Source organism: Paenibacillus sp. MMO-58 (assembly GCF_037146255.1).
Taxonomy (GTDB): domain Bacteria; phylum Bacillota; class Bacilli; order Paenibacillales; family Paenibacillaceae; genus Pristimantibacillus.
This window is the reverse complement of record NZ_JBBCVY010000016.1, coordinates 101,430-114,754: the sequence shown is the minus strand read 5'-3', so window position 1 is coordinate 114,754 and position 13,325 is coordinate 101,430. Positions and strand designations below refer to the sequence as shown.

The 13,325-nt window shown below is 48.8% G+C and carries 14 protein-coding genes; 4 read left to right on the top strand and 10 right to left on the bottom strand.

Annotation, left to right across the window (positions count from 1 at the left end; translation table 11 throughout):
• The 3 genes from WFJ73_RS33495 to WFJ73_RS30120 all read left to right on the top strand — a co-directional run.
• Nucleotides 1–71, top strand: a 71-nt coding sequence (locus WFJ73_RS33495) for an IS3 family transposase (protein WP_442955964.1), incomplete at its 5' end; no start/stop codon positions are given.
• A 174-nt stretch (nucleotides 72–245) separates the two neighbouring features.
• Entirely contained in the window at nucleotides 246–734 is a 489-nt protein-coding gene (locus WFJ73_RS30125) for a hypothetical protein (RefSeq protein ID WP_336776581.1), read from the top strand.
• A 103-nt stretch (nucleotides 735–837) separates the two neighbouring features.
• The gene (locus tag WFJ73_RS30120) at nucleotides 838–1,344 is read left to right on the top strand and encodes a hypothetical protein (protein ID WP_336776580.1); all 507 of its coding nucleotides are present in this window, start codon (nucleotides 838–840) and stop codon (nucleotides 1,342–1,344) included.
• 26 nt (nucleotides 1,345–1,370) lie between these two features.
• Here WFJ73_RS30120 and uvrC read toward each other — a convergent pair whose 3' ends face one another.
• On the bottom strand, nucleotides 1,371–3,251 hold the full coding sequence (gene uvrC, locus WFJ73_RS30115; protein ID WP_336776579.1) for an excinuclease ABC subunit UvrC: 1,881 nt from the start codon (nucleotides 3,249–3,251) through the stop codon (nucleotides 1,371–1,373).
• 357 nt (nucleotides 3,252–3,608) lie between these two features.
• On the opposite strand from uvrC, the gene WFJ73_RS30110 reads away from it, so the two are divergent.
• Entirely contained in the window at nucleotides 3,609–3,755 is a 147-nt protein-coding gene (locus WFJ73_RS30110) for a YqzM family protein (RefSeq protein WP_336776578.1), read from the top strand.
• A 59-nt stretch (nucleotides 3,756–3,814) separates the two neighbouring features.
• Here WFJ73_RS30110 and WFJ73_RS30105 read toward each other — a convergent pair whose 3' ends face one another.
• The 9 genes from WFJ73_RS30105 to WFJ73_RS30065 form a co-directional block, all read right to left on the bottom strand.
• Nucleotides 3,815–4,033 (bottom strand): YezD family protein, encoded by a 219-nt coding sequence (locus WFJ73_RS30105; protein WP_336776577.1) that lies wholly within the window; start codon nucleotides 4,031–4,033, stop codon nucleotides 3,815–3,817.
• A 51-nt stretch (nucleotides 4,034–4,084) separates the two neighbouring features.
• Nucleotides 4,085–4,969: a sulfate ABC transporter permease subunit CysW gene (gene cysW, locus WFJ73_RS30100; RefSeq protein WP_336776576.1), complete on the bottom strand. Its 885-nt coding sequence runs from the start codon at nucleotides 4,967–4,969 to the stop codon at nucleotides 4,085–4,087.
• Nucleotides 4,970–4,985: 16 nt separating this feature from the next.
• Nucleotides 4,986–5,825, bottom strand: coding sequence for a sulfate ABC transporter permease subunit CysT (cysT, locus tag WFJ73_RS30095; protein WP_248762263.1), 840 nt, complete (start codon nucleotides 5,823–5,825; stop codon nucleotides 4,986–4,988).
• A gap of 35 nt (nucleotides 5,826–5,860) precedes the next feature.
• Complete coding sequence (locus WFJ73_RS30090; RefSeq protein ID WP_336776575.1) at nucleotides 5,861–6,973, bottom strand: sulfate ABC transporter substrate-binding protein; 1,113 nt, start codon at nucleotides 6,971–6,973, stop codon at nucleotides 5,861–5,863.
• A gap of 223 nt (nucleotides 6,974–7,196) precedes the next feature.
• Entirely contained in the window at nucleotides 7,197–8,186 is a 990-nt protein-coding gene (locus tag WFJ73_RS30085) for an ABC transporter ATP-binding protein (protein WP_336776574.1), read from the bottom strand.
• A complete protein-coding gene (locus WFJ73_RS30080; RefSeq protein WP_336776573.1) occupies nucleotides 8,183–9,208 on the bottom strand; it encodes an ABC transporter ATP-binding protein in 1,026 nt (341 codons plus the stop codon). The genes WFJ73_RS30085 and WFJ73_RS30080 overlap by 4 nt, the downstream gene beginning before the upstream one ends.
• A complete protein-coding gene (locus WFJ73_RS30075; protein WP_442956004.1) occupies nucleotides 9,175–10,146 on the bottom strand; it encodes an ABC transporter permease in 972 nt (323 codons plus the stop codon). Before WFJ73_RS30075 ends, WFJ73_RS30080 begins: the two co-directional genes overlap by 34 nt.
• Nucleotides 10,143–11,114 carry an ABC transporter permease gene (locus WFJ73_RS30070; protein ID WP_336776572.1) on the bottom strand — a complete coding sequence of 324 codons (972 nt, stop codon included), beginning with the start codon at nucleotides 11,112–11,114 and terminating at the stop codon, nucleotides 10,143–10,145. Before WFJ73_RS30070 ends, WFJ73_RS30075 begins: the two co-directional genes overlap by 4 nt.
• 143 nt (nucleotides 11,115–11,257) lie before the next feature.
• Nucleotides 11,258–13,000: an ABC transporter substrate-binding protein gene (locus tag WFJ73_RS30065; protein ID WP_336776571.1), complete on the bottom strand. Its 1,743-nt coding sequence runs from the start codon at nucleotides 12,998–13,000 to the stop codon at nucleotides 11,258–11,260.
• Nucleotides 13,001–13,325: the final 325 nt, after the last annotated feature.

Sequence of the window (13,325 nt, the reverse complement as noted above, 5' to 3'; positions counted from 1 at the left end):
ACAGATATCAATGGGGATTAAAAAAGATGACCCCTGTTCAATACAGGAATCATCTTTTGTCGGCGGCTTAACCCTTTTTTTCAAAGTGTCCTTGACGTAGGGTCCAGTTTAGCAGGAATACCTTCCTTTTTTTCGTTTATACGGCATCTCAAACAGCCCATTTAATAGAAACGGCCATTTTGTCCAAGAGGAATCCTGTCGCCCTTAATATAATCTATTAAACCAACATATGGAGTGTGATTGGATTGATTGCAAGAATCAGCGGCTATGACCGCAAACAGAGCTCATGCAACAAAAGCTATGAGAAACAGTCGTCGGGCAAAAAGTCAAGCGGTCATCACAAATCGTCCGGGAAAAAGAACAATTCAGGCGGCAAGAAAAACGACTGCCATGAACACAAATCCTCCAGCAAAAAATCGTACTGTTATTCGCACAAATCAAATGGCTGCAAAAGCGAGCACAAATCGTCCGGCTACAGCGACAATTCAGCAATTCCTTACCACAAAGAAGAAAAATACGGCGGAAAAAGCAATGCTGAATATGCTTACGGCATCCTTAGCAAGCTGTCGCTCGGACAAGTTATTCATCGCATAACGCTGGATAACGGCAAAGATCTGGATAGAGCGAAATGGGCAGGCTTTCAGAACGGGAACGCTGCATTCTCGGCTGCCAGTTACAAAACGACCTACATCGTCTATGTACCGCTAAACAAAATTACAAGCATTGCACTGTAAGAATTGGACAAGGGACCATTTCGCTTTTTTATCCACTCTCGTACAAGAGCAATTCTATCATTCGTCATATAATCTAGTACTACGTTTAAGAGGAGTGATAGATTTGCCTAACAAAAACAAAAACAACAATAATGACAAGCAACAAAAACAAACCCCCGATGCAGCCAACAAGAGCATTGGCGGCCGCACAGGCGGTAACCAAGGCCCTGGCGGCAACCGCACGGCCGGCAACCAAGTTCCTGGCGGCGGCAACCGCACGGCCGGCAACCAAGTTCCTGGCGGCGGCAACCTCTCTACCGGCAACCAAGTTCCTGGTGGCGGCAACCGCACGGCCGGCAATCAAGTTCCTGGCGGCGGCAACCGTACGGCCGGCAATCAAGTTCCTGGCGGCGGCAACCGTACGGCCGGCAATCAAGTTCCTGGCGGCGGCAACCGTACGGCCGGCAATCAAGTTCCTGGCGGCAACCAGCTCGGCGGACGTGGTCCCGGCGGCAAAGGCCGCAGCGCTGGCGCTGCTGCCGAATCTGAAGCAGGCAACAAATCAGGCAAAAAAGGCAAGGATGAAGGCAAGGGTAAAGATAAAAGCAAAGGCAAAGGTAAAGGTAAATAAAATAAAAAAGAAACGGAATGAGGATATCATTCCGTTTCTTTTTCTTTTACCTCTTCATTTAAGGCAGCTAAAATTTGCGAAGCCAGCTTCTCGCCAATAGACAGAGGCTTGAAGTCCTCGATGGAAGCTTCCCTGATTTTCTTAATCGAGCCAAAATGCTTAAGCAGCAGCTTGCGGCGCTTCTCGCCGATTCCAGGAATCGCATCCAGCTGGGAAGCGATCATGGATTTGCCGCGCTGTTCGCGGTGGAAAGAGATTGCAAACCGGTGGACTTCATCCTGAATCCGCTGCAGAAGATAAAATTCCTGGCTGTCGCGCGGCAGCGGCACGACTTCCGGCGGATCGCCGGTCATCAATTGGGCCGTTTTATGCTTTGCATCCTTCACAAGTCCGCATACCGGAATATAAAGCCCCAGCTCATTTTGCAAAATATCAAGAGCTGCGGAGATTTGTCCCTTGCCACCGTCGACTACGATTAAATCCGGAGGAGTCTGCTGCTCCTTCAGCATTCTTTCGTAACGGCGCCGCACAACCTCGCGCATCGTTTCGTAATCATCCGCGCCAACAACGGTCTTCACCTTATACTTGCGGTACTCCTTCCTGTCCGGCTTGCCATCCGTAAAGACGACCATCGCCGAGACCGGGTTTGTACCTTGGATATTCGAGTTATCAAATGCCTCGATACGCCTTACATCGGGCAGTCCAAGCCATTCGGCTAGTCCTTCCGAAGCGCGGACGCTTCTCTCTTCATCCCGCTCGATTAGGCGGAATTTATCGGCCAACGCAATCTTGGCATTATCAATGGCCATGGATACGGCTTCGCTCTTCCGTCCGCGCTGCGGCATCAGCACCTTCACTTTCAGCCAATTATGCAGCATAGTAGCAAATTCATCTGCGGCCGTGGACGATTCCGCCGTCCCTTCTTCCTCTTCGGCAGGAAGCGGCAGCAAAATCTGCTTCGGCAATGCCGGATTATCGCTGTAATATTGGGTAACGAAAGTCATAAAGTCATCGTACTCTTCCCCATAATAAGGGAATGTTGTGCCGCGGCGTTCAATCATTTTCCCCTGGCGCATGTACAGAATCTGCACGCACATCCAGCCCTTCTCTACCGCGTAACCAAAGATGTCGCGGTCGAGGGCATCATTCATCGTAATTTTCTGCTTCTCGATAACCGCATCAATACTGATGATCTGATCGCGGTATTCCTTGGCACGCTCGAAATTAAGCTCTTCGGCGGCAGCCTCCATTTTACGCTGAATTTCGGCTTTTACGGCATCATGACCGCCGTTAAGGAACTTGGTAATTTCCTGAATCATCGCATCGTATTGGCCCTGCTCCACATCATACTCGCAAGGGGCTATACATTGGCCAATATGATAATACAAGCATACTTTATCAGGCAGCGTTCCGCATTTGCGCAGCGGATAAAGCCGGTCCAGCAGCTTCTTGGTCTGTTGAGCCGCGAATGCATTCGGATATGGTCCGAAATATTTACCTTTATCCTTGACGACACGCCGGGTAACCTCAAGACGAGGATGTTTTTCGTTCGTAATCTTAATATACGGAAACGTTTTGTCGTCCTTTAGAAGAACGTTGTATCTTGGATGATATTGCTTGATCAGATTGCATTCGAGAATGAGTGCTTCCATATTGCTCGAGGTAATAATATAGTCAAAGTCGCGGATTTCGGATACGAGCCGCTGCGTTTTGCCGTTGTGGCTGCCGTTGAAGTAGGAGCGGACGCGGTTTTTCAACACCTTCGCCTTACCTACGTATATTATGGTGCCTTCCCCGTTCTTCATTAAATAACAGCCGGGCTGGTCTGGAAGCAGCGCTAGTTTGTTGCGGATTAGCTCTTCGGCTTCTGCTCTGCTGGCGGCTGTATTTTGTTGTTGCTGATCCATTTTGTCCCTCCTAAAAAGAATTACCATACTAATGGCCGAGACTCGGCAATTGTGGTAATTCTTACTTCGTAAGCGTAATCTCAGAATTACCATACGAATGGCCGAGACTCGGCAATTGTGGTAATTCTTACTTCGTAAGCGTAAACTCATAATTACCATACTAATGGCCGAACCTTGCTATTGTGGTAATTCTTACTTCGAAAACATTGGCTTAGCGCTGTTTATCTATTCCTTTATATTAGCATATCGAACGCATGTTTCGCTTTATAATTGTCAATGAATTGCTTTACAATTATTCGTAAAGTTGGGTATACTATTATAAGCTTGAATGGTCTTCAAGGGAGGCGTAATCCACTAATGGAAAATGTACGTGATCCGCGCGAACATGTGAACGAAGAACCGCGCCACGACTTGATGGACGTTATGACAGGCTTTGGCGGAATGCTCGGCTTTATGACCGTTGTTTTCGCTGCAGCTGTCATCATTAAATTCATCATTTCGTAACCACAAACAAGAAAAGCTCCGTACCGGATATCCGGTACGGAGCTTTTTTCGCTTTATTATCATTGAGCAACGGCACGAAGGTTATCGCCGTTAGCTGCCTTATGCTCCGGCTGTGCCTGCTTATGGGAAGGCTGATCGTAACGTGTACGTTCGGTACGGTCGATTTGAACAATACGTCCATCATGTACGGTAATATTGACAGAACCATACTGCAGCCCATTAACTTGCTCAAGAATACGGTCCAACCACACTTGATCTACTTCCAACGGTTTTGCCATTATTAACCCCTCCATAATCAACCGATTTACTCGGTATTAAGTTTAAAAAAATTACTCATCTTTTTCGCGTGATGCGTTTTGATTCGTTTTCCATTCGAACAAAGCCTTCACCAGCAAAGTCAGAACGGCCAGCATAACAAGCAGGGAAGCTACGGCAAAGGAAGCCGAGAACTGGTATTCGTTATACAGGATTTCAATATGCAGCGGCAGCGTATTTGTCTCCCCCCGAATATGGCCGGATACGACGGATACGGCACCAAACTCCCCCATCGCTCGGGCATTCGAGAGAATAATGCCATACAGCAAGCCCCACTTGATATTCGGAAGCGTAATGCGCCAGAAGATCTGCCAGCCTTTTGCCCCAAGACTGGCAGCCGCTTCTTCTTCCTGTACGCCTTGCGCCTGCATGAGCGGAATTAGCTCGCGGGCTACAAACGGAACGGTAACAAAGATGGTAGCCAGTACAATGCCCGGAAGAGCAAAAACGATCTTAATATCATGCTCGTCAAGCCAAGGACCAAGAAAGCCTTGCGCGCCAAACAGTAAAATATAAATCATTCCTGAAATGACAGGTGATACCGCAAACGGTAGATCGATTAACGTAATAAGAAGGTTCTTGCCTTTGAAGCGGAACTTGCTGATCGCCCATGCAGCCGCTATCCCAAACACAGCGTTTAGCGGTACGGCAATCAGAGCAACCAATAAAGTTAATCGCAATGCGGATAAAGCATCCGAGTCGGTGATTGCCGCTTTGTACACATCAAAGCCCTTTTTAAAGGCTTCGATAAATACCGAGATAAGTGGCATCGCTACGGCCAGCCCTAGAAATAACATGGCGATACTGATTAAAGTCCATTTTACGCCAGCCGATTCGGTAATATGCTTCGGTCTTTTGGACGCTTCTTGAGACAAATGCGCGGTAACTGCTCCAGCCATTGTTAATTCCTCCCCCTTAGTCCGCTATCGTACGGCGGTTAATCCGCCATTGCATAAAGTTGATAAGCAGCAGAAGCAGGAAGGAGACAATAAGCATAACCAGCGCAATCGCCGTTGCGCCCTTATAATCGAATTGTTCCAACTTCGACATAATGAGGAGAGGAGCGATTTCCGTTCTCATCGGCATGTTGCCCGAGATAAACACGACGGAGCCATATTCCCCGATTCCCCGTGCGAAGGCCAGCGCGAACCCGGTTAATAGCGCCGGCATCAGCTCCGGCAGGATAACCTTCCAGAACGTGCGCAGCCGGTATGCGCCAAGCATAACCGCCGCTTCTTCGGTTTCTTTTTCGAAGTCCTGCAGTACTGGCTGTACCGTGCGGACAACAAATGGAATCCCGATAAAAATGAGCGCAATCGTAATACCAAGCTGCGTATAAGCAACCTTTAGCCCCAGCGGCGCGAGAATCGAGCCTACCCAGCCATTTGGGGCATAAATTGCGGTCAACGCAATTCCTGCTACCGCCGTCGGAAGAGCGAACGGCAAATCGACGAGGCTATCGATAATCTTTTTACCCGGGAAGCGGTATCTGACAAGCACCCAGGCTACTAGCAGCCCGAACACAAGATTGGTTAGCGCGGCGAAAAACGATGTCGTAAAGCTGATTCGGTAGGAAGCGATTACCCTTGGATTCGTAATAATCGCCCAGAATTCGTTCCAGCTCAGGCCGGTTGTTTTCACAAACACACCGGCGAGAGGGATAAGAACGATCAAGCTGAGGTAAGCGATCGTGAAGCCCATCGACAAGCCAAAGCCCGGCAATACGTTTTTGGACTTTCTTTTGGAACCTTTCATGTGAAGTCAGCTCCGTTCATCTGTGGTTACCATCATTATTTCGAGCCTGGCGTGTAAATCTTGTCGAAGATGCCGCCGTCGTTAAAGTGTTTCTCTTGGGCCGTCTTCCAGCCGCCGAAGTCATCGATGGTAATCAGTTCAAGATCTTTGAATTGGTCTTTGTATTTCGCTGCAATCGTTTCGTTGATTGGACGGTAGTAGTTTTGCGCCGCAATTTCTTGGCCTTCGTCGGAGTACAGGTATTGCAGGTAAGCCGTAGCCACATCTCGTGTGCCGCGTTTGTCTACCACTTTGTCAACGACAGCAACGGGAGGCTCCGCTTTAATGCTGAGGGAAGGATATACGATATCGAATTTATCCGGACCAAGCTCTTTCACGGACAGGTAAGCTTCATTCTCCCAAGCAAGCAATACGTCGCCGATGCCTTTTTCTACGAATGTTGTAGTAGCGCCGCGTGCACCGGAATCAAGTACAGGAACATGTTTATACAATTGTTGTACGAATTCTTGCGCTTTCGCTTCATCGTTATTGTTTTGTTTGAGCGCGTAACCCCAAGCTGCGAGATAGTTCCAGCGTGCACCGCCGGATGTCTTCGGATTTGGAGTAATAACTTCAACGCCATCCTTGATCAGATCGCCCCAGTCGTTAATGCCCTTTGGGTTGCCCTTGCGTACAAGGAAGACGATTGTGGATGTATACGGCGCGCTGTTATGCTCAAATTTGGTTTGCCAGTCTTGATTGATAAGACCAGGCCCAACAAGAGCATCGATATCGTAACCAAGCGCCAACGTTACGACATCGGCATCCAGACCGTCGATAACTGCGCGCGCTTGAGCGCCGGAGCCGCCGTGGGATTGCTTAACGGTAACCTTTTGGCCTGTTTTGTCCAGCCAATATTTCGAGAATGCTTCGTTATATTTAACGTACAGCTCACGGGTTGGATCGTAAGATACGTTCAGAAGTTCAACATCTTTGGGTTTTTCGGTTGGAGCATCCGATGCAGTGCCCGCATTGGATGCTGCAGGAGTTTCTTTGTTTCCACTGCTCGAGGAATTTGAATTGGAGTTGGAGTTATTGCCGCATGCTGCGAGGGCCAGCGTAAAAGTAAGAATAAGTACAAAAGAGCGGATAATAGCTAATCTCTTCATTGTCAACACACCCCTATTTTTATTGACAGACGAATAATGGTTAGCATCCGGTGGTCCGGGTAGATAATATTATTCCTACCTGTTTAGTTGGTTATGGATGAATATTACCAGTCCGCCCAATCATCTGTCAATAGAAAATTGGAAATTATTTATTGACTATATAAGCGAAACTTATAAACGATAGACGCAACAAAAGCCGGGCAGCAGCCCGGCTTTTGTTGCGTTATTGAATTGAACCTGCTTCCAGCGGAAAATGGCAGGCGATTTGCCTTCCATCCTCCCGCTCCTTCAGCAGCGGTTCTTCCACGCTGCATTTGGCTTTCGCGGCTGGGCAGCGCGGGTGGAAACGGCAGCCCGACGGCGGATTAGCCGGCGACGGCACATCGCCTTGCAGCACGATTCTCTCCCGCTTCCGCGTCGGGTCCGGCCTTGGAATGGCCGATAAGAGAGCTGCCGTATAAGGATGGAGCGGTTTGGCGAACAGTTCTTCCGTTGGCGCGATCTCAACGATTTTCCCCAGATACATAACTCCTACCCGGTCGGAGATATGCCGCACAACGTTAAGACCGTGGGCAATAAAAAGAAAGGTTAATCCCAGCTCGCGCTGAAGCTTCATCAGAAGATTAATAACCTGCGACTGCACGGATACGTCAAGAGCAGACACCGCTTCGTCCGCGACAATAAACTCGGGATTTAACGCGATCGCCCTAGCGATGCCGATCCGCTGCCGCTGACCGCCGGAGAATTCGTTCGGATACCGGTTGCGGCGCGTAGCGTCAAGGCCAACCAGCTCCATAAGCTCGACGACACGCCTGTCGATCTCGCGCTCCGTCATCCTCTCGTGCAGCCGCAGCGGCTCTCCGATAATATCCTTTACCAGAAACCGCGGGTTCAGCGATCCAAACGGATCCTGGAAAATAATCTGCATCTGTTTCCGCAGCCGGCGAAGCTCCGATCCGGCTAACTTCTGGACATCCGTCCCATTGAAGTTAACCTCGCCTTCCGTCGCCTTATGAAGATTGAGCACAACCCTGCCCAGCGTTGATTTGCCGCAGCCCGACTCGCCAACAAGCCCAAACGTCTCTCCTTTGCGGATGGACAACGTCACGTCGTCTACCGCTTTGACCTGTCCAACTACCCGGTTCAGAAGACCCGAACGAATCGGAAAATATTTTTTCACTCCGCGCAGCTCCAGCACATATTCCGCGTTCATCGGCTCACCTCGTGATTCGATTCTTTTTTCCAAGCAGCTGCTCCGCCTTCCTCCATGTACATCCAGCAGGAAGCGTAATGATCCTCGGTTACGGCCATAGCCGGAGGCGCCTTCTCCCGGCAAATATCCTTCGCATAAGGACAGCGGGGATGGAAGCGGCAGCCCTCGGGGAGCTGGCTTAATCCCGGGATGTTGCCCCGGATCGTATATAATTCTTCACCGCGTGAGCCTTCCAGTCCGGGAACGGATTTCAGAAGGCCCTCCGTATAAGGATGGCTTGGTCGTGCGAATATTTCGTTTGCGCTGCCCTCCTCCACGATAATGCCGGCGTACATAACCGCTATGCGGTCTGCCATTTCGGCGGCAACGCCCATGTCATGCGTAATAAGCAGAATGGACATGCCAAGCTCTTTTTGGAGACTGCGGAGCAGGTCGAGAATCTGCGCCTGTACCGTAACATCAAGCGCCGTAGTAGGTTCGTCGGCAATAAGCAGGCTGGGATCGCAGGCTAAGGCGATCGCGATTACAACCCGTTGGCACATTCCGCCGGACAACTCATGCGGATATTGCTTGACCCGGATTTCGGGAGCCGGGATGCCAACCAATCGCAGCATGTCGACCGCCATTTTACGGGCTTCCTTCTTCCCTTTTTTCCGGTGAAGCATAATGCTCTCGGCGATCTGGTCTCCTACGGTATAGACCGGATTGAGTGAAGACATCGGATCCTGGAAAATCATCGCGATTTTGTTGCCGCGGATACGGATCATCTCATCCTGACTCTTTTTCGTCAGATCCTCGCCCTGGAATTTGATGCTGCCTTCCAGAATTGCGCCGCCGTTATAATCAATCAGCCGCATGACGGCCAATGAAGTGACGCTTTTGCCGCTGCCCGACTCGCCAACCAGACATACGGTTTTCCCCTTCTCAATGGAAATCGACAGATGCTCGGTTGCTTTAACCGTACCGCCTACCGTCAGAAATCCAGCCGTTAAATTTTCGATTTCAAGAAGCTTTTCCGCCATCTGTCGATCCTCCTCTCGGACATTTTCTGCCGTGGGTTTAAAGAGTCTTGAATGCCGTCACCTATAAAGTTCACGGCAAGCACAACAAGAAGAATGCAAACGCCCGGGTAGACGGCCTGGAGCGGATCAACAAGCATAAATTCCTGCGCGTTGCTCAGCATCAGCCCCCAGCTTGTTTTTGGCGCTTGAATGCCCAGGCCGAGATAGGATAATGCCGATTCGCTCAAAATCGCTGATCCCACCATTAAAGTTGCGTTTACGATAATCGGAAAGCTTGCGTTGCGGAGCAAATGTTTGAAAATAATGCCGAGATTCGATACCCCGATGGCCCTTGCTGCTTCCACATATTGCATCTCCCGTAGCTGCAGGAACATTCCTCGTACAAGACGCGCCACGCTCATCCAGCTGGTTAGAATCAGAACGATAATCATGTAACGGAATTCAGTGCCAAAGATCGCAAGCACCAGAATATTAAGGAACAATAACGGAATTGAGTTCATCACGTCTACAAGCCGCATAAAGCAGGTATCGATAAATCCGCCGAAAAAACCGGAGATGGATCCGATTATAGCCCCAATAATGACGGATCCGGCAGCTACCGAAAATCCCACCGTCAAAGAAATCCGAGCGCTATAGAGCAATCTCGCGAAAATATCCCGGCCCAGCTCGTCAGTGCCAAGCAAATGTCCGTCCGTACCCGCTTTTACGTTAACAAACATCATATCGATTTTTGCCGGATCGTATTTCGTAAGCCAAGGCGCCGCCCCTCCTCCGATGATAAAAATCAGAAGAACAACAAGACCGGTTATCGCGTAAGGATTACGTCTGAATTTGGACCAGGCCGTACGCCAAGGCCCGGGAGGTCGCTTAAGCGGCTTAATCGCCTTTACTTCAACTGGCGGGATTACCGCAGAGGTTTGCATATTGGCTTCGCTCATGCCGACCTTCCCCCTCTCTTGCCAAGCTGCACCCGCGGATCAACGATGGCATACAACAAGTCTGCGAGCAAATTACCGAAAATGACAATAACAGCCGTCAAAAGAGTAATAGCCATAAGAACGGAGTACTCGCGCGCAACCGCCATCTGTACGAATAAACGTCCCATTCCCGGCCAATTGAAGACACTTTCGGTTATAGCTGCGCCGGCCACGAGCAACGGCAGGTCAAGCGCAATAATAGTAATAATCGGAATAAGCGCATTGCGGAGAGCATGTTTGTAAATGACTTTCCCTTCCTGCACCCCTTTTGCTCGTGCCGTACGGATATAATCCTGGTTAAGCACTTCCATCATGCTGGAACGCGAATATTTCACGTAAGCAGCCAGAAAACCGAGAGTAAGAACAGTCACCGGCAAAACAAGATGCAGCATCAAATCACCAAATTGACCTTCTTTATCCATCGAATACATATCGGCCAGCGGCAGAAGGTCCAGCTTTATCGAGAAGATCTGCTGAAGAATGATCCCGAACCAGAAGGTCGGCATCGCAAATCCAATATACGAAATAAAGGAAGCCGTTTGATCGGAGAGGCTGTATTCCTTCGTGCTGTTGTAGATCCCCCATGGAATAGCAATGATCAGTGTCAACAGCCAAGCAACACTCATTAGAATAAACGTGTTTTTAACGGTGGGCCAAATAATCTCGCCAATCGGCACATGATTCTTGAACGTATAACCCAAGTCGCCCTGCAGCAAATTGCCTAACCAACTTAAATATTGCATGGGAAGAGGTTTATCAAGACCCATGTTATGGGCCTGTATTTGCATTGCTTCCGGCGATAAGCCCGGCGCCAGCATGATTTGAAAAGGTCCTCCCGGAGCGGCATGGATAAGCCCGAATGTCACGAGCGTAATCAGGAATAGCACCAAGACGGACTGAAGCGTTCGGCGAATAATAAACTCGGTCATTTGCCCATCCTCCTAAAAAGAATTACCGCGCCTTTTGAGGTAATTCTTACTTCGTATGCGTAAACCTAAGAATTGCCGCGGATTGGTTTACAAGGAAGAAGAGGGCCAAGCCCTCTTCTCCTGCAAACGATTGATTACGCCGCTTATTCGGCTAGCCACCATTTGATCATATGGTAGAAATATCCGGTTTGCTGCGTTGGTACAGGCGCATCCTCTTCCGCATATTTCACTTTAGGTCCGATACCTTGAGGGTTACCGTATTGATACAGGAATACGTAAGGCAGGTCCGTCGAAATTTCGGTTGCGATTTGGTTGTAAATTTCTTTACGGGCTGCTTGATCCACAACGGAGTATCCGTCCACCCAGAGCTTGTCGAGCTTCTCGTTCTTATACCAACCGCTGTTTTGACCTGCTGGCGGGAAGTATTTCGACGAGAAGATGCTTTCGCCGTCCGGATCCGGATTGCTAAGCGACCAGCCAAGCAGAATGGCAGGGTATTTACCAGGCGTAATGTTCTGATCGATCCAAGTTGCGAAATCGATCGCCGTTGGTTTCACTTCAATGCCTACGTCCTTCAGGTTCTGCTGAATGATTTGAGCTACCGCTTCACGGCGGCTGTTGCCGGCGTTGTATTGCAGCTCGAAGGAGAAGCGGTGGCCGTCTTTCGCGAGAATGCCGTCTTTGCCGGCAACCCAGCCGTCTTCGGCAAGCAGAGCTTTTGCTTTCTCGGCATCGTAATTGTAATTAACCGCTTTGTCGCCTGGATCCGACCAGGAGCCTGGAAGGAACGGTGCATTCATCAGAGCGCCTGTACCTTTCAGAACGTTATCAACCATGCCTTGGCGGTTCAGAGCGTAAGCAATGGCTTGACGGCTCTTCTGCGAAGAGAACGGAATGAACTTATCCGGGAAGTTGTTGGCGTCAAAGTTAAAACTAATATACTCGTAGGTCGAGGTTGATCCCTTAATAACATTGATTTTGTCGTTTTTCTCAACCGCTTCAAGCTGCGTGATTGGAATCGCCAGCGTTGTATCCACATCGCCTTTAATCAGCGCTTGAACTTCCGTATTTTGATCGGCGTAAATTTTGTAAACGACCTTTTGAATATTAGGCTTCACTTCACCCCAATAATTCGGATCGGCTTCCAGGCTTACGTATTGGCCGGCTTTCCACTCCGACCATTTCCAAGGACCGCTGGTCACTGTCTTGGCAGGATCTTTACCAAATGCATTCGCCTGCAAATCTTCAGGTTTCACGTCCTTGAGGATATGGCTTGGCACCGGATTAAGCATCAGGGAGTATTGGAATGGCGCATATACTTGCTTCAGCGTAATTTTGACGGTGTAGTCATCGACTTTCTCGACGCTGCCAACCTTGTCAAACGTACTGATGCCTGGCGCACCCGCTTTTGGATTTATGATCGTATTAATAGTAAAGACCAAATCATCTGCGGTAATCGGCTGACCGTCACTCCATTTGGCCGTATTTTTCATTTTTACGGTATAGGTTTTGCTGTCCTCCGAAATTTGAGGAAGCTCAGCAGCGAGAGACCATGGTTGTACAACAAGATTGCCGTCACGGTCCAGATCGTACAATTGGGCGAATAACAAATATTGCATATCTCCGGAAGCCGTATCATTCACAAAAATCGGATTTACCGAAACAATATCGGAGAATGTGCTTACCGTTAACGTTCCGCCTACTTTAGGCGTATTAGGATCCTCTGAAGGTTCTGCGGAAGGAGAAGCCGATTCATCGGCCGTCGTTGCCGAAGGCGAAGGGGAATTCGAGCTGTTATTGGTATTCTTATTGGAACAGCCTGCGATTAGGATAGCCAGAATACTTAATAGGAACAAAAACTTCATAGATTTCTTTCGAGTAATCATCCTATCTCCTCCTTTAAATTGAACGTGATATCGTCCATATGCTCTCTGTTTAAACATCGCTGCCTTTCCATTTGTTCAAATCTTTTAATTTTTCTGATTATTTTGAACATAAGTATTGCATTCTGTTTACATCGCCTACATAATTTACTAGTAAGGCATTAATAGCAAACTCATTCTAAACTTCTGCTCACCGATTCCGTCTTCCATAGATGTACATCTTGAACTTTATTTTTCCAAGTATGTAACATTCTCTCACCTCCCCATGAGGAGAGTATACTATAAGTTATTAACGCGGTAAATAGTTAAAGTATGTTCAAAAAAAGAG